This window comes from Sphingomonas yantingensis, assembly GCF_014199325.1.
In the GTDB taxonomy this organism is placed as follows: Bacteria; Pseudomonadota; Alphaproteobacteria; order Sphingomonadales; family Sphingomonadaceae; genus Sphingomonas; species Sphingomonas yantingensis.
Genome location: NZ_JACIJJ010000001.1, coordinates 1,110,366 through 1,134,765 on the forward strand (window position 1 = coordinate 1,110,366; position 24,400 = coordinate 1,134,765).

Sequence of the window (24,400 nt, forward strand, 5' to 3'; positions counted from 1 at the left end):
GCAAGCGCCATCGCGAGCCCCGCGGCGAGTGTTGCGCGGGGACGGGCCGCATGATAGCGCGCGCCGCTTGGAACCGGGGCGTGTCGCCCCGCCCCCGAACACAGGCGCAACCGACCCGATCATGTTCGCAACTCCTGCCTTTGCTCAGTCCGCCGGCGCCTCGGCGCCCGGCGTCGCCGGCCAGATCCTCGGCATCGCGCCGCTCGTCCTCATCTTCATTGCCTTCTACTTCCTGATGATTCGCCCGCAGCAGAAGCGGATGAAGGTGCTTCAAACCGCGCTTGCGAACATCAAGAAGAACGACACCGTCGTCACGGCGGGCGGCCTGGTCGGCAAGGTGACGCGCGTCGAGGACCGGCATGTCGAGGTCGAGATCGCGCCGAACGTGCGCGTCCGCGTCGTCAAGGCGACGATCGCCGAAGTGACGCCGCTCGGCGGCAAGCCGGCCAACGACTGATGCTCGACTTTCCTTCGTGGAAGAAGTGGCTGACCTTTGCCACCGTGATCGTCGGCGTGCTGCTGGCGGTGCCGACGCTCTTGTCGGGCACGTCGATCAGGCCGCAGCTTCCCGCCTGGATGAACAAGACCAAGGTCAATCTCGGCCTCGACCTTGCCGGCGGCAGCTACATCTTGCTCGAGGCGCAGACGAGCGACGTGCGCAACCAGCGGCTCGAGACGATGCGCGATACGATCCTCGGCGAGATGCGCCGCGCCCCCCGCATCGCCATCGGCGACATTTCGACGCGCGGCGGCCAGATCAGCTTCATGGTCCGCGACGCCAGCCAGATCGACGCGGTGCGTGAGCGGCTTCTGCCGCTGACCGCGGGTGCGGGCCTCACCGGCCAGCGCGACTGGGACATTGCCGTCCGCGACACCAACACCGTCACGATGACGCCGACCGATGCCGGCATCGCCCAGGCGACCGAGCAGGCGATGGTCGATGCGACCGAAGTCGTCCGCCGCCGCGTCGACGAGCTCGGCACGCGCGAGCCGACGATCATCCGCCAGGGATCGAACCGCATCGTCGTGCAGGTCCCGGGCCTTCAGGACCCGAAGGCGCTGAAGGAATTGCTGGGCAAGACCGCGCGGCTCGAATTCAAGCTGGTCGACACCAGCGCGGATCCGGCTCAGCTCGCCCGCGGCCAGGCGCCGATCGGCAGCCAGGTGCTTCCCTATCCGACCAGCGGCGGGCCGATCGCGGTCAAGCGCTCGGTCATCATCTCGGGCGACCAGATCGCCGACGCGCGTCAGGAATATGATCCCCAGACCGGCGCGCCGATCGTCGGCATCCGCTTCAACGCCGAGGGCGGCCGCCGCTTCGCGCGCGTGACGCAGGAGAATACGGGCAAGCCGTTCGCGATCATCGTCGACAATTCGGTCATCTCGGCCCCCAACATCAACGAACAGATCCTGGGCGGTGCGGCGAGCATTTCGGGCGGGTTCACCGTCGACAGCGCCAACCAGCTCGCGATCGCGCTGCGCTCGGGCAAGCTGCCCGTCGACCTGTCGATCATCGAGGAATCGACGATCAGCCCCGAGCTCGGCGCCGATTCGATCCAGCGCGGCGTCGTCGCCGGCGTGATCGGCACGCTCGCCATCGCGGTGCTGATGCTGTTCGCCTATCTGCGCTTCGGCATCTACGCCAACATCGCGCTCGTCGTGAACGTGCTGATGATCCTCGGCGTCATGGCGCTGTTCAACGCGACGCTGACGCTGCCGGGCATCGCCGGCTTCGTGCTGACGATCGGCGCGGCGGTCGACGCCAACGTGCTCATCAACGAGCGTATCCGCGAAGAGCGGCGGCGCGGGCGCAGCGTCAATTCGTCGGTCGAGTTTGGCTACAAGGAAGCGACGCGCGCGATCTTCGACGCCAACGTCACCAACGCCATCGCCGCGGTGATGATGTTCGTGTTCGGCGCCGGCCCGGTCCGCGGCTTCGCCGTCGTGCTCATCATCGGCATCGTCACCTCGGTGTTCACCGCCGTCACCTTTACCCGCCTGATGGTCGCGAACTGGCTTGCCAAGCGCCCGCGCGAGCTGGTGATCTGAGGAACAATCTCATGCGTCCCCTCAAGCTCGTTCCCGACAACACCAACATCGACTTCATGTCGTTCCGAAAGATCGCCGCCGTCATCTCGACGGTGATGGTCATCGCCTCGATCGCATTGCTGGCGATCAAGGGGCTCAATTTCGGCATCGATTTCGTCGGCGGCCAGCTCGTCCGCGTCACTTTCTCGCAGAATGTCGAGATCGAGCAGCTGCGCGCGAAGGTCGACAGCCTCGGCGTCGGCGAATCGACGATCCAGCAGTTCGGGTCCCCACGCGACATCGCCATCCGCTTGCCGGTGCCCGAGAACGAGACACCGCAATCGGCCAGCCAGGCCGCGCAAAAGCTGCGCAACACGCTCGAACAGGCCTATCCGGGCGCCAAGGTCGGATCGGTCGAGGCCGTGTCGGGCAAGGTGTCGGGCGAATTGTTCGAGAAGGGCGCGCTGGCGCTCGGCCTCGCGATGATCGCGATCGCCATCTATATCTGGTTCCGGTTCGAATGGCAGTTCGGCGTCGGCGCGCTGCTCGCGCTCGCGCAGGACATGATCGTCGTCCTCGGCTTCTTCGCGTTGACGCAGCTTGAGTTCGACCTCAACACGATCGCCGCGCTGCTGACGATCATCGGCTATTCGCTGAACGACAAGATCGTCATCTTCGACCGCGTGCGCGAAAACCTGCGCAAGTTCCGGCGGATGGGGATCGTCGAGATCCTGAATCTGTCGATCAACGAGACGCTGTCGCGCACGGTGATGACCTCGCTGTCGATCACGATGCCGCTGCTCGTCCTCGTCTTCTTCGGCCCGGACGTGATCTTCGGCTTCAGCCTTGCCATGGCGCTCGGCATCATCGTCGGCACCTGGTCGTCGATGTTCGTCGGCAACGGCATCCTGATCCAGTTCAACGTCTCGCCCGACAGCTTCGAGAAGAAGGCGGTAGCCGCGAACGCCAATGCCGAGCGCGTTGCCCCGCGCGAGCGGTAAGTCACGATGCGCATGGATCGCGACCAGAGGGGCGAGGGGCCGCTCATCTCGGGTATCGTCGGGCGCGGGTTCCGCGTCGACGACGGGATCTATGAGGGGCTGACGATCACGCCCAAGCGTGCCGATGGCTGGTCGCCGCCGCCGATCGAGACGCTGGGCGAGGGTGATCTCGCCCCCCTGTTCGTGATCGCCCCGCTGCCGGAGTTCGTCATCCTCGGCACCGGCGCGAAGCTGGTCCGCCCGCCGCGCGCGCTGATCGCGGCGCTGGAAGCCAAGGGCATCGGGCTGGAGCCGATGGACAGCCGGGCGGCGGCGCGTGCCTGGGGCGTGCTGCGCGCCGAACTGCGCTGGGTCGCCGCCGCGCTCTATCCGCTCGACTGAGGAACGGCGGGGGTGCTGGACAGGCGCCGCCGATGCTCGCGCCAGGCGATATAGATACCGCTGCCGATCAGGATCGGCGCACCGATCCAAGTCGACCGTGACGGGAATTGGTCGAACAACAGCCAGCCTAGCGCCGTCGCCCAGAGCAGCGACGAATAATCCATCGGCACGATCACCGACACCGGCCCGTGGCGCAGCGCCGCGGTCAGCGCGATCTGGCCCATCCCGCCGACGATGCCGATCGCGGCAAGGATCGCCCATACCATCGGCGGATGCGCGCGCAGATCGGTCAGCCAGAACAGGAACAGCGGCGGCACCGACAGCGCCGAGAACCAGAAGACGGTAGTGCCAGCCCCCTCCGTGCGGCCGATCTGGCGCAGCAGGACGGAGGTGACGGCGATCATGAAGCCAGCCATCAGGCCGACGCCGGCGCTCGCCAGCGGGATCGAATGGCCGCCCGGTTCGGCGATGATGACGATCGCCGCGAACCCGACCGCGACCGCCGCCCAGCGATGCACGCCGGTAGGCTCGCGCAGCCAGACCGCGCCGAGGAGCGTGGCGAACAAGGGCGCGGTGAACTGGAACGTCGTCGCCTCGGCCAGCGGTAGCAGGTGGATCGACCCGAAGGTGAAGCACATGCCGACCAGCCCCGCGGCGGTACGCCCGAGATGGGCGGGGAACCGCTGCGTGCGCACCGCGCCGAGGCCGACCGTCCGCCAGAGGTAGAGGGTGACGACCGGGAGCGCGCAAAGCTGGCGAAAGAACATCGTGTCGGCAAGCCCGGCGCCCAGCGTCTCGGCCAATTTGATGAGCGCACCCATCGTTGCCATCAGCGCGGCGGCAAGGATGCGCAGCCCGATGCCCTTCAAAATGGAATCGCCGGTCATCCGCGGGGGCTAGGCCCCGCGGCGCTGCATCGCAACAAGGTTGTCAGCCTCTCGCGTCATCCCAGCGAAAGCTGGGATCGTTCGGGGATAGGAATTACTGGAGCCGCCGACGATCCCAGCTTTCGCTGGGATGACGCAAGCGGTTCAGCTTCCCGCCATTTCCTGCCGACGCATCGGCATCGCATCGATGGTCCGTTCGATCTGACGCGGGATGATCGCCTCGGCCGAGCGGAGCTTCACCCCACCGTCGCGGCCGACGAGCACCACGCCGAAGCGCGAGCGCGGGACTGCGTAACGCTGGCGCAGCGCTGCGGCATAGTCGTGCGCGCCCGCAACGGTATCGCCCACCACTTCAATCACATGCACGTCGCGGTCTCGCATCGCCGCCTCCGACTGGCGGAGCAGCGCCTGCTGGCGGGCAAGGCGCGGGTCGTCGCGCGTCGGGGCAAACACGACGATTAGCCGCGGCTCCGCCTCTCGTGCATCGACGGCATTGGGCTGCGGCTGCGCGGCGGCGGCCAGCGTCAGAGGAAGAAGGGGTCCGATCACCCGCAAACAACGAAGAAGCCGCAGAAAAGTGCCGCGTGGGTCTATCCGCGCTTGCGGATCAGCCCCTCTTGCGCGGAGCTGGCGACGAGGCGTCCGTCGGCGGTGTAGATGCGCCCGCGATTGTGGCCGCGGCCATGGCCCGACCATGGGCTGTCACAGGTGTAGAGCAGCCATTCGTCGGCGCGGAACGGCTCGTGCAGCCACAATGCATGGTCGAGGCTGGCGGTCTGCACCGATCCGTCCATCCACGTCATCCCGTGCGGCAGCATGCAGGTGCCGAGCAGCGTCATGTCGCTGGCATAGGCAAGCATCGCGCGGTGGAGCGCCGGGTCGTCGGGCAGGGGCGCGACGACGCGGAACCAGCTGTGCTGTACCGGCTCGCGCGGGGCCGGGTTGAACCATTCGCGCGGGGCGACCGGGCGGATCTCGATCGGGCGGGTGCGCAGGAAGAAGCGGCGCAGCTTTTCCGGCACATGTTCCTGGATTTCCTCGCGCAGCTCGCCCTCGCTCTTCAGCGCCTCCGGCGGGGGCACGTCAGGCATGGGAAACCGGTGCGACAGGCCGTCCTCGGGCGACTGGAAGCTGGCGATCATGTTAAGGATCGGCTTGCCCTGCTGCATCGCGATGACGCGGCGATTGGCGAAGCTGCGCCCGTCGAAATCGCGGACGACGCGATAGACGATCGGATAATCCTCGTTCCCCGCGCGCATGAAATAGGCGTGGAGCGAGTGCGCGACCTTGCTGTCGTCGATCGACCGCTGGGCGGCCTGCAGGGCTTGCGCGATCACCTGTCCGCCGAACACGCGGCCGACGCCGCCCGGCTGGCGCGCGCCGCGATAGAGGTCGGTGTCGATCGTCTCGACGTCCAGCAGCTCGACAAGCTGCCCGACCAGTCCCTCACTCGTGTCCGCGCGTTCCGCCATCAATATCCGTTCGCCCTTGCCAGTGCATCGGCATGATGGCCCGCGTCGCCGAACATCTCGGCCAGCACGCGCGCGCGCTTCATGTAGAAGCCGATGTCGTAATCGTCGGTCATGCCGATGCCACCGTGCATCTGGATGCCTTCCTGCACCGACAGCGTCGTGGCAAGCCCCGTCATCGCCTTGGCGACATGCGTCGCTTCATCGGCGCGCGGATCGCCGGCGTCGAGCAGCTGCTGCGCCTTAAGAACGGCGGCGCGCGCGACCTCCATTTCCGAATAGAGGTGCGCGGCGCGATGCTGAAGCGCCTGGAAGCTGCCGATCAGCTGGCCGAACTGCTTGCGCTCCTTGAGGTAGTTCACCGTCATGTCCATCGCACCGGCGCCGACGCCGACCAGCTCGGCCGCGGCGGCGGTACGCGCGGCGCCGAGGATGCGGTCGAGGACGGCGCGGCCGCCATCGACCTCGCCCACCACCGCATCGGCATCGACCGCTACGCCGTCGAAGCGGACTTCGCTGGCGAGGCTGGAATCGGCAAGGCGGCGGGGATCGGCGGTTAGGCCCACGGCCCTAGGATCGACCGCGAACACCGTTTCGCCATTTTCGGTCTTCGCCGCGACGAGGATCAGGTCGGCGACATGGGCGTGGTGAACGAAGCGCTTGGTGCCGGTGAGCCTGAAGCCGTTGCCCGATCGCTCGGCGGTCATCTCGATCCGGCCGGTGTGCTTGGCGCTCTCGTCGATCGCCAGCGCGATCACCGCGTCGCCCGCGACGATGCGCGGGAACCAGGCATCGGTATGGGCGGTGCCCGTCAGCCCCGCGACCGCCGCGATCGAAGTGGAAAGGAATGGGGAGGGGGAGAGATTTCGGCCGATCTCCTCCATCACCACCCCCGCCTCGACATGGCCGAGGCCGAGGCCGCCCTGATCCTCGGGCACGAGGATGCCGGTGAAGCCCATCTCGGCGAACTGCTTCCACAGGTCGCGGCTGAAGCCGGTTTCGTCCTTAGCATCGCGCAGACCGCGCAGGTGGCTGACGGGCGCTTCGGTGCCGACGAAATCGCGCGCGGTGTCACGCAACATCGTCTGTTCGTCGTTTAGATAGAGGGGCATCGTATCTCTCCGGGTCGCCGCACCGCTCGACCGGCGGCGCTGGCGGGAAGGGTGGTTTCAGGCGCCGGGCAGCTCCAGGATCCGCTTGGCGATGATGCCGAGCTGGACCTCGCTGGTCCCGCCCTCGATCGAATTGGCCTTGGTGCGCAGCCAGGCGCGGGCCTTGGCGCCGCCGTTCGAGCTCTCGCTCTCCCATTCAAGGGCGTCGCTGCCGCCTGCTGCCATGACCAGTTCGTGGCGCTGCTTGTTCAGCTCGGTGCCGACATATTTCATCATGCTCGGCTGGGCGGGATGCGCGCGGCCGGCCTTGAGCTCGTCGATGAAGCGTTCGGACATGGCGGAAAAGGCGCGGGCGCGAACGTCGAACTCGGCGATCGCGGCGCGCAGCATCGGGTCGGCGAGGCGGCCGCTCTCGTCGAGGCCGATCGTCGCGATCGCCCCCTCGATCAGCGGATTGCCGCCCGTCCCCTGAACGAGCCCCATGCCCGAGATCATCTCGCGCTCATGGCCGAGCAGGTATTTGGCGACGTCCCAGCCCTTGTTCTCGTCATGGACGCGATTGGCCTTGGGCACCTTCACATTGTCGAAGAAGGTTTCGCAGAAAGGCGAGTAGCCGCTGATGAGCAGGATCGGCCGCGTCGAGACGCCCTCGCTCTCCATGTCGAACAGGACGAAGCTGATGCCGCCCTGCTTCGATTCCCTCGACGTGCGGACGAGGCAGAAGATCCAGTCGGCCTTGTCGGCATAGCTGGTCCAGACCTTCTGCCCGTTGACGATATAATAGTCGCCCGCATCCTCCGCGCTGGTCGCGAGGCCGGCGAGGTCGGAGCCGGCATTGGGCTCCGAATAGCCCTGGCACCAGCGGATCTCCCCGCGCGCGATCTTCGGCAGGTGCTCGAGCTTCTGTTCTTCCGTGCCGTATTTGAGCAGTGCCGGGCCGAGCATCGAGATGCCGAAGCTCGACAGGGGATTGCGCGCGCCGATCGCGGCCATCTCCTCCTTCAGCACCTTGGCCTCCGCCGGCGACAGGCCGCCGCCGCCATATTGGGTCGGCCAGTCGGGGACGGTCCAGCCGCGCGCGGCCATCGCGTCCATCCACTCCTTCTGGCCCGGCTGATAGACCGCGCGGCGGCCGCCCCAGCACACGTCCTTGTCGCTGCGCACGGGTTTGCGCATCTCGGGCGGGCAGTTGGCCTCCAGCCACTGGCGGGTTTCAGCGCGGAACTGGTCGAGGTCGGTCATCACGCGGCTCCTTGAAGCTCAGTGTCGATCAATTGGGCGACGGCGATGGCGTCGTGGTCGCGATTGGCGGCGGTCAGCACCTGTACGCCGCCGGGCAGGCCGTCGAAGCGGCCGACGGGCACGACGCAGGCGGGCAGGCCAGGATAGGTCGCAAGCCCCGCCCAGGCGAGGTGTGCGTCATAGGGGCTCTCCACCCCGTCGATGTCGAGTGTGCGCTCGGCCAGCGGGTGGCTGTCGTGCGGGAAGGCGAGCGTGGCGGCGGGCGGCGCGATCACCGCGTCGACCTCCTCGAACAGCGCCCCCCACGCACGCGTGCTGCGCGCCTGTGCGTCGAGCCAGGCAAGCCACGCGAGCAGCGTCGGCATCGTGTGATGCAGATCGGGCTGCGAGCGGGCGAAGACGACGTTCAGCATCTTCCCATACGCCTCGTGCTGGCGCGCGAGGTCGGGCAGGGCGGGGTGGTCGCGGATCACCTCGACGCCGGCTCTGCCCAGCGCCTCAGAAGCGCGCTCTACCGCCTCGACACAGGCGGCAGCGGTGCGAGTGGCGGGATGCTGCGTCAGCGCGAGGACGCGGCGGGCGGGCTTCGAGTGCGGCAGCGGCAGCGTGGAGAGCAGGTCGAGCATGACCGCCAGATCCTCGCCCGAGCGCGCCAGCGGGCCGACGACGCCGAGCACCGTCTCCGCCCCGTCGGTCTTTGGATAGCGGTGGCCGAGGCTGCTGATCGCCGCCCATGTCGGCTTCAGCCCCCAGACGCCGCAGAAATGCGCGGGCACGCGGATCGACCCGCCGATATCGCTGCCCATCTCGATCGGGACATAGCCGGCGGCGAGGCTGGCGGCCGACCCGCCCGAACTGCCGCCCGGCGTGCGCGCGGGGTCGAGGGGGTGGTTCGTCCGGCCGTGGATCGAGTTGACCGATTGCCAGTCGCCGAGCCCCTTGGGCAGGTTGGTCTTGCCGAGGACGATCGCGCCCGCCGCTTTCAGCCGCCGCACCGCCTCGGCATCGCTGGTCGCGATGTTGCCGGCGTGCTGGGCAAAGCCCCAGTGCGTCGGCAGCCCCTCGACATCGAAGGCTTCCTTCACCGTCATCGGCACGCCGAGCAGCGGCATCGCGTCGCTCGACGCCGCGCGCGCGTCGATCGCGTCGGCGGCGGCGCGGGCGCGGTCGAAGTCGCGGACGACGACGGCGTTGATCGCGCCGTCGTCCGCCTCGATCCGCGCGATCGCCGCCTCGGTCTCGGCGCGCGCGCTGGTCTCGCCCGCCCGGATCGCGGCGGCGGTGGCGAGCGCGGACCTCATGGCCGCGTCGCCATCACCGACCACGCCGGGCAGGGCGAGGGGGCGATCAATTGAACTTCTCGCCCTTTTCGGCCTTGTCGCGCAGCAGCTTGGCAACCTCAAAGCCGTGCTTTTCGAGGCCGGCGACGATCTTCGGCAGCCCCTCCTGGTCGGCCCAGAACATCGGTCCGCCCTTGTACGGGGGGAAGCCGTAGCCGTAGATCCAGACGACATCGATGTCGCTCGCGCGCTGCGCCATGCCCTCTTCGAGGATGCGCGCACCCTCGTTGACCATGGTGTAGAGCGTGCGCTCGGTGATCTCGTCCTCGGTCACTTCATGCTGCGGCGTGCCGGTCTTCTGGCGGAAGTCCTCGATGATCTCGGCGACGCGCGGGCTGTTCGAGGGCTGGCGCTTCTCGTCATAGTCGTAGAAGCCCTTGCCCTTCTTCTGGCCCCAGCGCTCCTCGGCCGCCAGCGCGTCGCGGATGCTCTCGATCCGGGTCGGGTCGCGGTGCCAGCCGATATCGACGCCGGCAAGGTCGGCCATCTGGAACGGCCCCATCGGCATGCCGAAGGCGACATGGACGCGATCGACCTGCTCGGGCGTCGCGCCCTCCAGCAGCAGGTTCATCGCCTCGACCTGACGCGGCATCAGCATGCGGTTGCCGATGAAGCCGTGGCAGACGCCGGCGACGACCGCGACCTTCTTGATCTTCTTGGCCACCGCCATCGCGGTCATCAGCGCGTCGGGCGCGGTCTTGGCGCCGCGCACGACTTCGAGCAGCTTCATGACGTTGGCGGGCGAGAAGAAGTGGAGGCCGAGCACGTCCTGCGGCCGATTGGTCGCCGCCGCGATCTCGTCGATGTTCAGGTAGGAGGTGTTCGAGGCGAGGATCGCGCCGGGCTTGGCGATCGTGTCGAGCTTGCCGAAGATGTCCTTCTTCACGTCCATCGACTCATAGACGGCCTCGATGATGAGGTCGCAGTCGGCGAGGTCGTCGAGGCTGAGCGTGGGCTTGAGCAGCCCCATCGCGCCCTCGACCTGCTCGGCGGTCATCCGGCCCTTGGCGGCGGTCGCCTCGTAATTCTTGCGCATGACGCCGGTGCCGCGGTCGAGCGCGTCCTGCTGCATCTCGACGATCATCACGGGGATGCCCGCCGACAGGAAGTTCATGCTGATCCCGCCGCCCATCGTACCGGCGCCGATGACGCCCACGCGCTTGATCTCGCGTGGCTGCGTCCCTTCGGGCAGGTCGTCGATCTTCGATGCCTTGCGCTCGGCGAAGAAGATGTGGCGCAGCGCCGCCGACTGCTTGCCCATGACCAGCTTCATGAAGCCCATGCGCTCGCGCTGCACGCCCTCGGCATAGGGCTTGCCCGCGGTCGTCTCGATCACCTCGATGATCTCGTTCGGCGCGTCGAGGCCGCGGAAGCGGCGGGCGTTGGTCTTGCGGAACGCCTCGACCACCGCGGGGTCGAGCGTGACGGGCGCCTCGCTGGTGCGCGGCAGCGGACGGGCGTCGGCAACCTCACGCGCGAACGCGATCGCGTCGGTCAGCAGGTCGCCGTCCGTCACGCGGTCGAGCAGCCCCGCATCCTTCGCCTTAGTGGCGGGGATCGGATCGCCCTTGGTCGCCATTTCGAGCGCGACCTCGACCCCCGCGACGCGCGGCAGGCGCTGCGTACCGCCGGCGCCGGGCAGGATGCCGAGCTTCACTTCGGGCAGGCCGAACTTGGCCGAGGGGACGGCGATGCGGTAATGCGCGGCCAGCGCCACTTCGAGCCCGCCGCCCAGCGCCGTGCCGTGGATCGCGGCGATCACGGGCTTCTCCGACGCCTCGATCTTGTCGACGAGGACGGGGAGCGACGGTTCGGCCATCATCTTGCCGAACTCGGTGATGTCGGCGCCCGCGAAGAAGGTCTGGCCCTCGCACGCGATCACGACGGCCTTGATGCCGTCATCGGCCGCGGCCTCGTCGATCGCCTTGTCGAGACCCTGTCGCACCGCGGCGCCGAGCGCGTTGACCGGCGGGTTGTTCGACAGGACGACCAGCACGTCGCCCTCGCGGCGCGTGGTGATGGGGGAAGTCATGGATGCCATCTCCTTGGGGGCAGTCAGTCGAGCGCCGCGTGGATCATCGTGCGGATCTCGCGGCGGACGGGATAGAGGTTCGAGGGGCTGAGTTGCGTCATGAAGATCATGTGCAGCCGCTCGACGGGATCGATGAAGAAGGCGGTCGAGAAGAGGCCGCCCCAGTAATAGTCGCCGACGCTGCCGGGGACGAGCGTCGAGGCCACGTCCTGCGTCACCGCAAAGCCAAGGCCGAAGCCGATGCCGGCATTGGTCGCCTCGCTGAACATCGATCGCGACATGGATGCCAGGTCGCCGCCGCCGGGCAGGTGGTTCGCCATCATCAGCTCGATCGTCTTGCGGCCGAGGATGCGCGTGCCGTCCAGCGTGCCGCCATTGAGCAGCATCGTGCAGAAGCGGTGATAGTCGAGGCTGGTGGAGACGAGCCCGCCGCCGCCCGAGACGAGCCGCGGCTTCATCGCCCACGCACTCGCCGCGCCCGGATCGTACATCACCCGGCCCTCATCGGCCTTGAAGGTGTAGCAGTCGGCGAGGCGGGGGAACTTGTCCTCGGGCACCTGAAAGAAGGTGTCGTGCATGCCCAGGGCTGCGAGGATGCGGTCCCGCATCACCTCGTCGAGCGGCCTGTCCTCGATGCGCTGGATCACCGCGCCGAGCACGTCGGTCGCGACCGAATAGTTCCACGCATCGCCGGGCGAGAATTCGAGCGGCAGCTTGCCCAATGCGGCGACGAAGCCGTCGAGGTCGAGATTGCCGTGCCACGATTCGATCTTGAGCTCGCGGTGGGCGGCGTCGACGTTGGTGCGGTTCTGAAACCCGTAGGTGAAGCCCGCGGTATGGCGGAGCAGGTCGACCATCAGCATCGGCCGGGCGGTCGGGGTCGTCGCGAACGGCACCCCGCCGCCGCCCCCGGCATAGACGCCCACGCCCTTCAGCTCGGGCAGCACGCGGTGAACTGGCGTGTCGAGCGCGACGCGGCCTTCCTCGACCAGCATCATGAACAGGACGCTGGTGATCGGCTTGGTCATCGAGGCGATGCGGAACAGCGTGTCCGGGCCGACGGGCGTCCCGTCGACGCGTGCGTTGCCGAGGTGGCTGAAATGCGCGATCGCCCCGTCGCGGGCGATCAGCAGCTGGGCGTGCGGCAACAGGCCGGTGCCCAGATATCGCTCGGTCAGGAAGGCGTCGATCCGCGCCAGCCGGTCGGCGGCGAAGCCCAGCGATCCTGCATCCTGAACCGTGCGATCGAGCATACCTGTCGTTCGAATCCTCTCCGGCCGCCGCGTTCGATGCAGCCTGCTCACCTATTATCTTGAGCGCGGATCGAATCAACACTAACCTTCACGCAAACGTCAATCGGGCAAACCCGATCTTCGACAGCGTATAGGAGAGATGTGGATGGCGACCGCCCCCGACGCCAAACCCTGGCCCGCGATGACCCTCGCCCAGATCGAGGCGGCGACCACCGCGCCGGGCCAGCCGTTCGAGATCGAGACGGTCGAGATTCGCGGGAAGCCGACGCGCACATGGAAGAACGCCCCGCCCAATCTGGCGCTGCTGATCGCCTTTTCGCGCAGCCACGGCGCGCGCGAGTTCGTGATCCACGAGGACGAGCGCGTGACGTACGACGCGCATTTCCGCGCGGTCGCGCATCTGGCGCACAAGCTGGCCGAGGTCGGGGTGGGGAAGGGCGACCGCGTCGCCTTTGCCATGCGCAACCTGCCCGAATGGACCGCGATCTTCTTTGCCGTCGCCAGCGTCGGCGCGGTCGCGGTCCCGCTCAACGCCTGGTGGAGCGCGGGCGAGCTTTCCTACGGGATCAGCGATTCGGGTGCGAAGCTGCTGATCCTCGACGGCGACCGGTACGACCGATTCAAGGGCGAGCTGCCGGCGCTCACCGGGCTGGAGCGCGTATTTGTGACCCGGCCCAAGGGGGCGATCGAGGCGCCGGCCGAGTCGTTCGACGCGCTGCTGCCGCAGCCGAACGACTGGGCGGCGTTGCCCGAGATCGGCCTGCACCCCGCCGCGGCGACGATCGCGCCGGAGGACGACGTCGTCATCTTCTATACCAGCGGCACGACCGGCGCGCCGAAGGGGGCGCTCGGCACCCACCGCAACATGGCGACCAACATCTACAGCTCGGCCTATAGCAACGCGCGCGCGATGCTGCGCCGGGGCGAGATGCCGCCCACCGCGCCGGTGCCCAAGGTCGGGTTGCTCGTCATCCCGCTGTTCCACGTCACTGCCTGTTCCGCGTCGCTGATGGGGACGGTGGCGAGCGGGGGGACGATCGTCCTCATGCGCCGCTGGGACGCGGGCGAGGCGCTGAAGCTGATCGAGCGGGAGCGGGTGCAACTCACCGGCGGGGTGCCGACGATCGCGTGGCAGCTGCTCGAGCATCCGGATCGCGACAAATACGACCTCTCCTGCCTCGAGGCGATCCAATATGGCGGCGCCCCCGCCGCGCCCGAACTGGTCCGCCGGATCGAGGCCGAGTTCGGCGCGGCGCCCGGCAGCGGCTGGGGCATGACCGAGACGATGGCGACGGTGACGCAGCACACCGGCGAGGACTATCTCAACCGGCCCGATAGCTGTGGCCCGCCGGTGCCGGTCGCCGAACTCAAGATCATGTCGGTCGACGGCGCGCAGGAACTGCCGATCGGCGAGGTCGGCGAGCTCTGGGCGCGCGGGCCGATGATCGTGAAGGGCTATTGGAACAAGCCCGAGGCGACAGCGGAGACCTTCGTCGACGGCTGGGTACGCACCGGCGACCTCGCGCGGCTGGACGATGAGGGCTTCTGCTACATCGTCGACCGCGCCAAGGACATCGTCATCCGCGGCGGCGAGAACATCTATTCCATCGAGGTCGAGAACGTCCTCTACGCCCATCCCGCCGTCACCGACGCGGCGCTGGTCGGCGTGCCGCACCGCACGCTGGGCGAGGTGCCCGCGGCGGTCGTCCACCTCTGTCCCGGCTGCGATGCGAGCGAGGCGGAGCTGCAGGACTGGGTGGGCCGCCACCTCGCCGCGTTTAAGGTGCCGAGCGCGATCCGGTTCGTCGACAGCGTGCTGCCGAGGAACGCCAACGGAAAAATCCTGAAGGGCGAGTTGCGGAAGATGTTTCCCGCACAGTGACCCGTACACTCGCGAAAGCGGGAGCACTGGCATCTCTCTGTACCCCGGCGAAGGCCGGGGTACAGTTACAGGACGGGGCTTTATGCGCGTAACCGCCGTTCTCCCAACTGGACCCTGGCCTTCGCCGGGGTACGGCAGCGCCGGGATGCGATGAGCGGGGACCCGGCCATCGATACGGCCTAAAGACGGAACCCGTTACGCAGCCGCGATGTTTCTCCCCCCGGCACTGAACGGGGGAAGCATGGAAACGACGAACATCGGCGAAATCGCGCGCAGGGCCCTGGTGGTTATGCTGGTCGTGGGGCTGTGCCTGCTGACCGTGCAGTTCGCGTTCGTCTTCATGCTGATCTTCTCCGCGGTGCTCGTCGCTGCCCTGATCCGCGCGGCGGGGTGGCCGTTCCGGCGGATGGGCGCGAGCGACACGCTGTCGGTGTTCTGCGGCCTGTTCCTGATCCTCGCCGTGCTGGGCGGTGCGGGCTGGCTGTTCGGCGCTCAGCTGTCCGAACAGTTCACCGAGGTCGGGCAGCAGCTGCCGCAGGCGTTCGAGAAGGCGCGGGCGATGGCCGCGCAGGTGCCGTTCCTCCAGAGCTTCCTGTCCGGTACGCCCGATTTCCAGGGCGTCGCCAGCCGCGCGCTCAGCTTCGCGTTCGGCGCGGTGGGGGCGATCACCAATCTCGTCCTTGTCATCGTTGCGGCGATGTACCTTGCGCTCGAACCCGGCATCTACATGCGCGGGGTCGAGAAGCTGTTTCCCAAGGAAAAGGGGCGACAGGTGCGCGAAGCGCTGTCGGCGAGCGGCCAAGCGCTCAACAAGTGGCTGATCGCGCAAGGGGCGACGATGCTGATCGTCGGCGTGCTCATCTGGGGCGGGCTCAGCATCGTCGGCGTCCAGTCGGCCGGCGCGCTTGGCGTCATCTCGGGCCTCACCAACTTCATCCCGCTGGTCGGGCCGTTCATCGGCGCGGCACCCGGCGTGCTGCTCGGCCTGTCCCAAGGGACCGACACGCTGATCTGGACCTGCGTCGTCTACCTCGTCGCGCAGCAGCTCGAGGGAAATGTCCTCACCCCGATCATCCAGAAATATGCCGTGTCGATCCCGCCCGCCGTCCTCATGTTCGCGCTGGCGGCGCTGGGCAGCATGTTCGGCTTCATCGGCGTGATCGTGGCGGCGCCGCTGGCGGTCGTGCTCTACGTCCTCGTCGCGCTGCTCTGGGTGCGCGACACGCTGGGCCATCATGCCGAGATCGACGGGATCGAGGCGCCACCGCCCCCGGACTCGAACGCGCCGGAGGCGGGCGGAGAAACCAAGCCCGCCTGACCCTTTACGCCCGCGCCGAAGGGGGGCAATAACGCCCCATCACGGCCGCACCGGGACGGAGTCCCCGGCGTCGGCACCTTCGGAGATGGGAATGCGCGGATGGTCCTTGGCGCTGGCGCTTGCGTCGGTGAGCGTGACGGCAATGGCAGCTGAGCCCGTGGCGGAAAAGCAGCAGCAGCCGGCGATGCAGGGTGCGCTCACCTTCGAGCGGGTCATGCGGGGCGGCCTGTCGGGCGGCGGCGGGCGTCCGCCGCGCCTGTCGCCGGACGGCAAGCTCCTGACCCAGCTTCGCCCGCGCGAGGGCGAGCCCGATCGCTACGACCTTTGGGCTCAGGACCTGACCACCGGCCAGTGGCGGATGCTGGTCGATTCGAAGAAGGTCGGGTCGGGCGCCGAACTGTCGGAGGCCGAGAAGATGCAGCGCGAGCGCGCGCGCATCGGCGGGCTTCGCGGGATCGTCGCCTATGACTGGGCGCCCGACGGCCGCTCTATCCTCGTGCCGCTCGACGGCGACCTGTTCCTCGCGACGCTCGACGGACAGGTCCGCCGCCTGACCAACAGCGAGGCGGGCGAACTCAATCCGGTCATCAGCCCGGTCGGCGGCTATATCAGCTTCGTGCGCGACCAGAATCTCTGGGTGCAGCCGCTGGCGGGTGGCGAGGCGCGTGCGATCACCCAGGGTGGCGGCGGCACCGTCCACTGGGGCGAGGCCGAGTTCGTCGCGCAGGAGGAAATGGCGCGCTCCACCGGCTATTGGTGGTCGCCCGACGACAAGTACGTCGCGGTCGAGCGGTTCGACGAAGCGCCCGTCCGCGTCCTCACCCGCGCGTCGATCGGGGCGGAGGGGACGAAGCTTTACGAGCAGCGCTATCCGCTGGCCGGCACGCCCAACGTCACGGTCGCGCTCTACGTGACCGCGCCCGACGGGTCGGGGCAGGTCAAGGTCGATCTCGGGCAGGACCCCGACATCTACCTCGCCCGCGTCGACTGGAGCGCGGACGGCCGGACGCTCTACGTCCAGCGCCAGAACCGCGAGCAGAGCGTGCTCGACATGCTCGCGGTCGATCCCGCGACCGGCAAGTCGCGCGTGCTGTTCACCGAAAAGGCAGCGGCGAAGAGCTGGATCAACCTTTCGGACAATTTCCGCGCGCTGGCGGACGGCAGCCTGCTCTGGTGGTCGGAGCGGAGCGGCAACGGCCATCTCTATCGCTTCGACAAGGGCGGCTGGACGCAGCTGACCAAGGGCGACTGGGAAGTCGCCGACGTGATCGGCGTGGATGAGAAGAAGGGCCTCGTCTACTTCACCGGCAACAAGGACGGCGTGCTCGAACGCCACGCCTATGTCGCGCCGCTGAAGCGGGCCGGTGCGGTCACGCGGCTGACCGAGACGGGATACTGGAACAACGTGTCGATGTCGGGCGACCGGCTGATCGTCGGGCGCTCCAATCCCAGCCAGCCGCCGCAAAGCTATCTCGTCGATGCGACCGGCAAGCGGACGCAGTGGCTGGACGAGAACGCGCTGGGGCCGAACCATCCCTATGCCCCGTACCTCGCCAGCCATGCCGCGACCGAGTTCGGGACGCTAAAGGCCGCCGACGGCAGCGAGCTTCACTACAAGATGCTCAAGCCCAGGATGGAGCCCGGCAAGCGCTATCCGGTGTTCTTCACCTATTATGGCGGGCCGGGTGCGCAGCGGGTCGCGCGCGACTGGTCCAGCCCGATGCACCAGGCGATCGTCGACAAGGGCTATATCGTCTTCGTCATGGACAATCGCGGCACCGCCAACCGGTCTCGCGCCTTCACCGATCAGATCTGGCACGCGATGGGCAGCGTCGAGGTCGAGGATCAGGTGATGGCCGCCAACTGGCTGAAGACCCAGCCCTTCGTCGATCCCGACCGGCTCGTCATCCATGGCTGGTCGTACGGCGGCTACATGACGCTCAAGCTCCTCGAAAAGGCGCCGGGCGTGTTCGCGGCGGGCGCGGCGGTGGCGCCGGTCACCAAGTGGGACCTCTACGACACCCATTATACCGAGCGGTACATGGGCGACCCGCGCAAGGTGCCGGAGGCTTATGCCGCCTCGGGAACGCTCGGCGATGCGGGCAAGATCAAGGACCCGCTGCTCGTCATGCACGGCATGGCCGACGACAATGTGTTCCTCGACAACACAACCGCACAGATCGGGGCGATGCAGGCGGCGGGGGTGATGTTCGACACGCAATTCTATCCCGGCCAGACGCACTCGATCAGCAATCCCGCGCAGCAGCTTCACCTGTGGAACACGATGTTCGACTTTTTCGAGCGCAGGGCGCCCGCCGGGACCAAATGACCGCGCAAGTCGACATGGGGGTCGATGGCAACGGCAAGGCCGTGGCCATGGACCTCGAGGAACTGCTGGCCACCCGGTTGCTCGTCCAGGGCAATTCGGGATCGGGAAAGTCGCACCTTCTGCGCCGCCTGCTCGAGAAATCGGCGGGTCGCGTGCAGCAGGTGGTGATCGACCCCGAGGGCGACTTCGTGACGCTGGCCGACGCCTATGGCCATGTCGCGATCGAGGCGGGCGATTATGACGAGCGCGAGATCGCGAAGATGGCCGCGCGCATCCGCGAGCATCGCGCTTCCGTCGTCCTGAGCCTCGAGGGGCTGGAGGCGGAGGGGCAGATGCGCTGTGCCGCCGTCTTTCTCAACGCGCTGTTCGATGCGCCGCGCGACCACTGGTACCCCGCGCTGGTGGTGGTGGACGAGGCACAGTTGTTCGCCCCGGCGGGCGGCGGCGAGGTGGCGGAGGAGGTGCGCCGCGCGTCGCTCGGCGCAATGACCAACCTGATGTGCCGCGGGCGCAAGCGCGGCCTCGCCGGCGTTATCGCGACGCAACGGCTGGCGAAACTGGCAAAGAACGTCGCGGCGGAGGCGTCGAACTTCCTGATGGGGCGCACCTTCCTCGACATCGACATGGCGCGCGCGGCCGACCTGCTCGGCATGGAGCGGCGGCAGGCGGAGACGATCCGCGATCTGGCGCGCGGCCATTTCCTCGCGCTCGGCCCCGCGGTGTCGCGCCGGCCGGTGGCGGTGAAGATCGGCGCGGTCGAGACCTCGGCGCGCAGCGGCAGTCCGAAGCTGATTCCGCTGCCCTCGGCCCCAGCCGACATGCGCGACCTGATCGAGCGCGGCTCGCCCGAGCCCGGCCTGCCGCTGATGCCGCCGCCCCCGCCGCCACCGATGCCCGCCGACGAGGTGATCGAGGCGCTCGCCGCGCCGCCGCCCCCGCCCGAGGCGCCGACGCCGGCGATGCCCCCCGAACGCGTAGCTGAGATCGTCGCCGACGTGCTCGCCGCGATCGTGGCGGAGGCGGGGTCGGCGTCGCGCCCTGCGGCGGTCTTGTTCCAGGATTATCAGGTCCGCTGCCGCATGGCCGGGCTGTCGCGCCCGCCGCTCGACCTAGAGGCGTTCTCGCGCCGGCTGGCGGCCGCACGTGCGGGGATCACCCACGGGCTGGAGGACGAATGGGCCGGCGCGCTTTCGGTCGCGCGCGAATTGCCGAGCGAGATGCTGGGACCGTTCCTCCTCATTGCCCGCGCAGCGAAGGAGGGGGAGGCGTGCCCGCCCGACGAGCGGATCGCCGAGGTCTACGGCACGTCCTCGCTCGGCCGCGCGCGGCGGCTTGTCGGCTATATGGAGCAGCGCGAGCTGATCGTGTGTCGCACCGACCTTGGCGGCAAGCGGTCGATCGCGATCCCGGCGCTTGGCTGGACGACCGCGCCCGCCTGAGTCGCTTTCGACGTTGTCTTGATGGGGCTCGCCCCGCTATCGGCGGGCGATGATCAAGCACGCCCTGTCCGTCACGCGCGCCGAGGATTTCTCGCGCTGGTACCAGACCGTCATCGCCGAGGCCGACATGGCCGAGGAAAGCGGCGTGCGCGGGTGCATGGTCATCCGGCCATGGGGATACGGCATCTGGGAGCGGATGCAGCGGCTGCTCGACGACCGGATCAAGGCGACGGGGCACGAGAACTGCTATTTCCCGCTGTTCATCCCGCTTTCCTATTTCGAGAAGGAAGCCGAGCATGTCGACGGCTTCGCCAAGGAGATGGCGGTTGTCACCCACCATCGGCTGGTCCAGAAGGACGGCCGCCTCGTCCCCGATCCCGAGGCGAAGCTGGAGGAACCGCTGGTCGTCCGCCCCACGTCGGAGACGGTGATCGGCGCTGCCTTCAGCCGCTGGGTCCAGTCGTGGCGCGACCTGCCCGTGCTCATCAACCAGTGGGCGAATGTCGTGCGCTGGGAAATGCGCACGCGCATGTTCCTGCGCACCGCCGAGTTCCTGTGGCAGGAGGGGCATACCGCCCACGCGACCGAGGCCGAGGCGCGCGAAGAGACGATGAAGATGCTCGAGGTCTATCGCGCCTTTGCCGAAGACTGCCTCGCGCTGCCCGTCGTCGCGGGCGAGAAGCCCGAGAACGAGCGGTTTCCGGGCGCCGTCGCGACCTACAGCATCGAGGCGATGATGCAGGACGGCAAGGCGCTTCAGGCGGGCACCAGCCACTTCCTCGGCACCACTTTCTCTAGCGCGCAGAACATCCGGTACCAGAATGCCGCGGGCGAACTGGAGCTGGCGCAGACGACAAGCTGGGGCGTGTCCACCCGCATGATCGGCGGGCTCATCATGGTGCACGGCGATGACGACGGCCTGCGCGTGCCGCCGCGCGTCGCGCCGTGGCAGGTCGTCATCGTCCCCATGCTGCGCGATGCGCCCGAGGACGAGGCGGTGCTCGACTATGCCCGCGCGCTCCAGTCCGAGCTCGTCGGTCAGACCGCGCTCGGCGAGCCGATCCGCGCGATGGTCGACGCGCGCGCGCAAAAGGCGGGCAACAAGCGCTGGGGCTGGGTCAAGAAGGGCGCGCCGATCATCGTCGAGGTCGGCCCGCGGGACGTCGCAAAGGGCAACGTTGCCGTCATCCGCCGCGACCGCCTGTATCAGGAGAGCGGCAAGCTCGACACCGCCTTCACCCCCCGCAACGAGTTCGTGGACCAGGCGGCGGCGCTCCTCGCCGAGATCCAGGAGTCGCTGCACGTCGAGGCGCGCACGCGGCTTGACGCGGGCATTCGCCGCGACGTGCCCGACTTCGCCGGGCTGGAGGCGCATTTCGCGGACGGCGTGCGCAATCCCGGCTGGGTCGAGGTCGAATGGGCCAAGCCGACCGGTGCGGCACTGGATCAGGTGGTCGAGCGGCTGAAGGCGCTGAAGCTGACGATCCGCAACGTCCCCGGTACCGCGACCCCGCCGCAGGGCCCGTGTATCTTCACCGGCGAGCCGGCGGTCGAGCGTATTCTGGTCGCGCGGGCCTACTGAGACCGTTCCCCGGCGAAGGCCGAAGTTCCGGTGGTAAACGCGACGACGGCTCGTGATGCTTAATCACGGAGGCCTTCCCGACTGGACCCCGGCCTTCGCCGGGGTACAAGTTGTAGCGCGGCCTCACGCCGCCTCCGCGCACTCGGTCAGGATCGCCGCCAGCCGGTGGTCGCTCGCCGCTTCCTCGTCGCGGCAGCGGCGCAGGCGGGCGGCGAGGGCAGGCTCGCCCAGCCGTTCGGCGAGCGCCACCGCGGTCTCGTAGCTGGACATGCTTGGCTGCCAGCGCCTTTCGCACCGCGCCGACCAGCGCGGCGTCTAGGAGCGGGCCGGCGTCGATCGTCTCGGTATCGCGGCGCGCATCGTCGACGATGCCCTGCATCCAGAGGTTCGGCGGCCCGCCCTCGGCGCGCGCATCCTCGGCCAGTGCCGCCGCCTGCAACCGCGCGCGCTGTACCTCGCGCGTGAGCGCTTCGGAGAGCGAGGCGGCGCTGGCATGCGCGGCGATCGCGGGCAGGTGTTCGGCGAGCAGCCGCTCGCCCGCCAGCATATCCTGAAGCGCGACGGTGAGCAGGCTTTCGGCGTCGTCGGTCTTGTCCATGGGCGTATCAGCGAACTGCCCACGCGGCGGTTCCAAAACCAATCGGGATCAGTCCGCGGGGTACGCCGTCGCCCACCAGTCGCCGAACGCCTGCCGCTCGTCCTCACTCATGCGGAGACCCAATTTAGTTCGCCGGTCGAGCACGTCGTCGGGCGTGCGCGCGAACTCGGTATCGTGCAGAAACCGCGCCTCCCGCTCGCTCATCCCGCCGGGGAGCGTCTTGCCCATATCATCGTCGCTTTCGACGCCCTCCAGCATCTCGACCAGCCGGCTGCCATAGGCGCGCGCCATCCGGTCGACCGCATGGGCGTCGAGGAACGGCCAGCGTTCCGCCACCTGCCGCGCCAGCGTCTCGACCTCCGCGATCATCCCGCCGGGCAGCACGCGCGCCCGGCTGACCGGATGTGCGTCGAAGCCGAGCGCGGGGGCGAGGCGGGTAAGCGCATCCTCGGCGAGCGCCCGCGCGGTGGTGATCTTGCCGCCGAATACGCCCAGCACCGGCGCGCCGTCATCGTGGAGTTCGAGCACATAGTCGCGCGTCACTTCGGCCGCTGCCCCCGCGCCGTCGTCGTAGAGCGCGCGGATGCCCGACCAGTCGCTGACCACATCGGCGGGCGTCACCTGTCGCCGGAAATAGCGGTTCACCGCCTCGCACAGATACGCCGTCTCCTCGCGCGAGATCACCGCGTCGGCGGGGTTGTCGACTGCGACGTCGGTGGTGCCGATCATCGTGCCACCGGGATAGGGAATGGCGAACACGATGCGCCGATCGGGCTGTTGCACGATATAGGCGTGGTCGCCCTCGAACAGTTCGGGCACCACGATATGGCTGCCGCGGACGAGGCGAAGGTGCCCGCGCGGTGGCATGCCCATCGCGGTCATCGCCTCGGTCGTCCAGCCGCCCGCCGCGACGACGATCGCGCGCGCCTCTACCGTGCGGCCATCGGAGAGCGTCGCGCGCCAGTGGTCGCCCGAGCGTTCGGCGCGTTCGAACCCGGTGCGGGTCAGGATTTCGGCGCCGTTCGCCGCGGCATCGACCGCGTTGAGGACGGTCAGGCGCGAATCGTCGACCCTGGCGTCCGAATAGACGAAGCCGCGATAGGTCTGCTTGAGCGGTGCCTGATAGCCTGCATCGGCCTTTTTGAGGGAGCGCGAACGCGGCAACGAACTGTCGAAGCCGAGTGCGTCGTAGAGCCACAGCCCCGCGCGGACCATCCACCACGGCCGCACCGCATGGTCGTGAGGCAGCACGAAGGTGAGCGGATGGACAAGATGCGGTGCGATTGCCAGCATCCGCTCGCGCTCGCCCAGCGCCTCCCGCACCAGCCGGAACTCGTACTGTTCCAGATAGCGTAGGCCCCCGTGGATGAGCTTGGTCGAGGCCGAGGAGGTATGGCTGGCGAGGTCGTCGCGCTCGACCAGCACGACGCCGAGGCCTAGCAGCGCCGCCTCGCGCGCGATCGCGCACCCGTTGATGCCGCCGCCGATGACAAGAAGGTCGTGGGTCACCGGAGCGCGGTAGCAGAAGCGCTCGCCGGTCGGGAAGGCCAGTGAGCCGGGGCAGCCCGTAATCGATCCGATTATCGTACTCGCGGGCTGAAACGACCAGAAGGTGGCCGCAACGTAAGCGGGAGCGGCAAATGCTCGATTCGATCGGAAATGCCATTTCAGGTGCGGCGCGCGGTGTCGCCGATCTGGCCGGTCGCGTGTTCGACGCGAGTGACGCGCGCCAGTCGGACACGCGCGACGATGTGCGCTCGACTGGTCGGGACGGCGTGCGTCCGGGCCGGGGTGACGGGCCGGCGACGCCCGGCGAGAGCACGATCACCCCGTCGCCCGGCATGCCCGGCTATCCCACGCCCCCCGCCGCGCCCTCCGCCGGCGACGGATCGGGCGCGCACGCGAGCGAGGGGGCGTCGATCGCCGACCACATCAACGAGGCGGCTTTCTATCGCGTCGCCGATGCGGCCGATGCCATGGGCCTCGACAATGCCGCGCGCCACATGCGTCACTATCTGGGCAATAGCGGCGAGACGCTGTCGATCGATCCGAAGGCGATCCGGGCCGATATTCCGGCGATCCGCGAGGAAATCGACGCCTCGTTCGAAACCGACGTGCGCGCCGTCGCCGAAGCCCATGTCCGCGCGAACTATACCGGCGAGCCGATGACGTTTCAGGTGACGACGCCTTGGACCAGCACCTATGCCGGCAAGGAATTGTCTCAAGACTGGTTCTTTGCCGTCGGCGGGTTCAGCTATGCGCACACCGCCACCGTCACCGTCACGCCGGGGGCAAATGGTGCGGCACAGGTTTCGATCGACAGCGACTTGCACGTCTTCGACCGTTACAACTGGGACGAGGGCAAGGGTGTCGACATCGGACCGCTGCGGATCGGCGACGAACAGCTCGGCCAGCTCCACCAGGCAGGTCTTGCGCAGGAGTTCGAGGTGCGCGGCAGCGCGGATGGCCCATCGGCGCGCTTCACCGTCGCACCTTGACCCGGGACA

At 68.3% G+C, this 24,400-nt stretch carries 20 protein-coding genes; 10 read left to right on the forward strand and 10 right to left on the reverse strand.

Features of this window, described 5'->3' with window-relative positions; translation table 11 throughout:
• Positions 1-121: 121 nt before the first annotated feature.
• From yajC to FHR19_RS05650, 4 genes are read left to right on the forward strand one after another with little or no spacing between them, the layout of a single operon-like run.
• A complete protein-coding gene (yajC, locus tag FHR19_RS05635) occupies positions 122-457 on the forward strand; it encodes a preprotein translocase subunit YajC (RefSeq protein WP_184025389.1) in 336 nt (111 codons plus the stop codon).
• Positions 457-2,049: a protein translocase subunit SecD gene (gene secD / locus FHR19_RS05640; protein WP_184025391.1), complete on the forward strand. Its 1,593-nt coding sequence runs from the start codon at positions 457-459 to the stop codon at positions 2,047-2,049. The genes yajC and secD overlap by 1 nt, the downstream gene beginning before the upstream one ends.
• 11 nt (positions 2,050-2,060) lie before the next feature.
• A complete protein-coding gene (gene secF, locus FHR19_RS05645; RefSeq protein WP_184025394.1) occupies positions 2,061-3,029 on the forward strand; it encodes a protein translocase subunit SecF in 969 nt (322 codons plus the stop codon).
• Between the two features lie 12 nt (positions 3,030-3,041).
• Positions 3,042-3,410, forward strand: coding sequence for an Mth938-like domain-containing protein (locus FHR19_RS05650; RefSeq protein WP_343053172.1), 369 nt, complete (start codon positions 3,042-3,044; stop codon positions 3,408-3,410).
• Here FHR19_RS05650 and FHR19_RS05655 read toward each other — a convergent pair.
• From FHR19_RS05655 to FHR19_RS05690, 8 genes are all read right to left on the reverse strand, one after another.
• Positions 3,395-4,297, reverse strand: coding sequence for a DMT family transporter (locus tag FHR19_RS05655; RefSeq protein WP_184025397.1), 903 nt, complete (start codon positions 4,295-4,297; stop codon positions 3,395-3,397). The two genes, FHR19_RS05650 and FHR19_RS05655, sit on opposite strands and share 16 nt — an antisense overlap.
• Positions 4,298-4,441: 144 nt before the next feature.
• Positions 4,442-4,846 carry a DUF4174 domain-containing protein gene (locus FHR19_RS05660; protein WP_343053173.1) on the reverse strand — a complete coding sequence of 135 codons (405 nt, stop codon included), beginning with the start codon at positions 4,844-4,846 and terminating at the stop codon, positions 4,442-4,444.
• A gap of 41 nt (positions 4,847-4,887) precedes the next feature.
• Positions 4,888-5,769 carry an acyl-CoA thioesterase gene (locus tag FHR19_RS05665; protein WP_184025400.1) on the reverse strand — a complete coding sequence of 294 codons (882 nt, stop codon included), beginning with the start codon at positions 5,767-5,769 and terminating at the stop codon, positions 4,888-4,890.
• Complete coding sequence (locus FHR19_RS05670; RefSeq protein ID WP_184025401.1) at positions 5,769-6,878, reverse strand: acyl-CoA dehydrogenase family protein; 1,110 nt, start codon at positions 6,876-6,878, stop codon at positions 5,769-5,771. Before FHR19_RS05670 ends, FHR19_RS05665 begins: the two co-directional genes overlap by 1 nt.
• Positions 6,879-6,935: 57 nt before the next feature.
• Positions 6,936-8,123, reverse strand: coding sequence for an acyl-CoA dehydrogenase family protein (locus FHR19_RS05675; RefSeq protein ID WP_184025403.1), 1,188 nt, complete (start codon positions 8,121-8,123; stop codon positions 6,936-6,938).
• Positions 8,120-9,421, reverse strand: a complete 1,302-nt coding sequence (locus FHR19_RS05680) for an amidase family protein (protein WP_184025404.1) — start codon at positions 9,419-9,421, stop codon at positions 8,120-8,122. The genes FHR19_RS05675 and FHR19_RS05680 overlap by 4 nt, the downstream gene beginning before the upstream one ends.
• Before the next feature lie 46 nt (positions 9,422-9,467).
• Complete coding sequence (locus tag FHR19_RS05685) at positions 9,468-11,492, reverse strand: 3-hydroxyacyl-CoA dehydrogenase NAD-binding domain-containing protein (protein ID WP_184025406.1); 2,025 nt, start codon at positions 11,490-11,492, stop codon at positions 9,468-9,470.
• A gap of 23 nt (positions 11,493-11,515) precedes the next feature.
• The gene (locus tag FHR19_RS05690; protein ID WP_184025408.1) at positions 11,516-12,745 is read right to left on the reverse strand and encodes a serine hydrolase domain-containing protein; all 1,230 of its coding nucleotides are present in this window, start codon (positions 12,743-12,745) and stop codon (positions 11,516-11,518) included.
• 145 nt (positions 12,746-12,890) lie between these two features.
• Here FHR19_RS05690 and FHR19_RS05695 point away from each other — a divergent pair, with 145 nt between their 5' ends.
• The 5 genes from FHR19_RS05695 to proS all read left to right on the forward strand — a co-directional run bounded on the left by FHR19_RS05695 (position 12,891) and on the right by proS (position 21,295).
• Positions 12,891-14,627 carry a class I adenylate-forming enzyme family protein gene (locus FHR19_RS05695; protein ID WP_184025409.1) on the forward strand — a complete coding sequence of 579 codons (1,737 nt, stop codon included), beginning with the start codon at positions 12,891-12,893 and terminating at the stop codon, positions 14,625-14,627.
• Between the two features lie 241 nt (positions 14,628-14,868).
• Positions 14,869-15,945: an AI-2E family transporter gene (locus tag FHR19_RS05700; RefSeq protein ID WP_184025412.1), complete on the forward strand. Its 1,077-nt coding sequence runs from the start codon at positions 14,869-14,871 to the stop codon at positions 15,943-15,945.
• 142 nt (positions 15,946-16,087) lie between these two features.
• Positions 16,088-18,274, forward strand: coding sequence for a S9 family peptidase (locus FHR19_RS05705; protein ID WP_425505943.1), 2,187 nt, complete (start codon positions 16,088-16,090; stop codon positions 18,272-18,274).
• The gene (locus tag FHR19_RS05710; protein WP_184025419.1) at positions 18,271-19,713 is read left to right on the forward strand and encodes an AAA family ATPase; all 1,443 of its coding nucleotides are present in this window, start codon (positions 18,271-18,273) and stop codon (positions 19,711-19,713) included. The genes FHR19_RS05705 and FHR19_RS05710 overlap by 4 nt, the downstream gene beginning before the upstream one ends.
• 49 nt (positions 19,714-19,762) lie before the next feature.
• Entirely contained in the window at positions 19,763-21,295 is a 1,533-nt protein-coding gene (gene proS, locus FHR19_RS05715) for a proline--tRNA ligase (protein WP_184025422.1), read from the forward strand.
• Positions 21,296-21,418: 123 nt separating this feature from the next.
• Here the strand turns inward: proS and FHR19_RS17845 are convergent, their stop codons facing one another.
• On the reverse strand, positions 21,419-21,565 hold the full coding sequence (locus FHR19_RS17845; protein WP_184025425.1) for a DUF892 family protein: 147 nt from the start codon (positions 21,563-21,565) through the stop codon (positions 21,419-21,421).
• A 376-nt stretch (positions 21,566-21,941) separates the two neighbouring features.
• Positions 21,942-23,402, reverse strand: coding sequence for a glycerol-3-phosphate dehydrogenase (gene glpD / locus FHR19_RS05730; RefSeq protein ID WP_184025427.1), 1,461 nt, complete (start codon positions 23,400-23,402; stop codon positions 21,942-21,944).
• A 131-nt stretch (positions 23,403-23,533) separates the two neighbouring features.
• Here glpD and FHR19_RS05735 point away from each other — a divergent pair, with 131 nt between their 5' ends.
• A complete protein-coding gene (locus tag FHR19_RS05735; protein ID WP_184025429.1) occupies positions 23,534-24,391 on the forward strand; it encodes a hypothetical protein in 858 nt (285 codons plus the stop codon).
• Positions 24,392-24,400 lie beyond the last annotated feature (9 nt).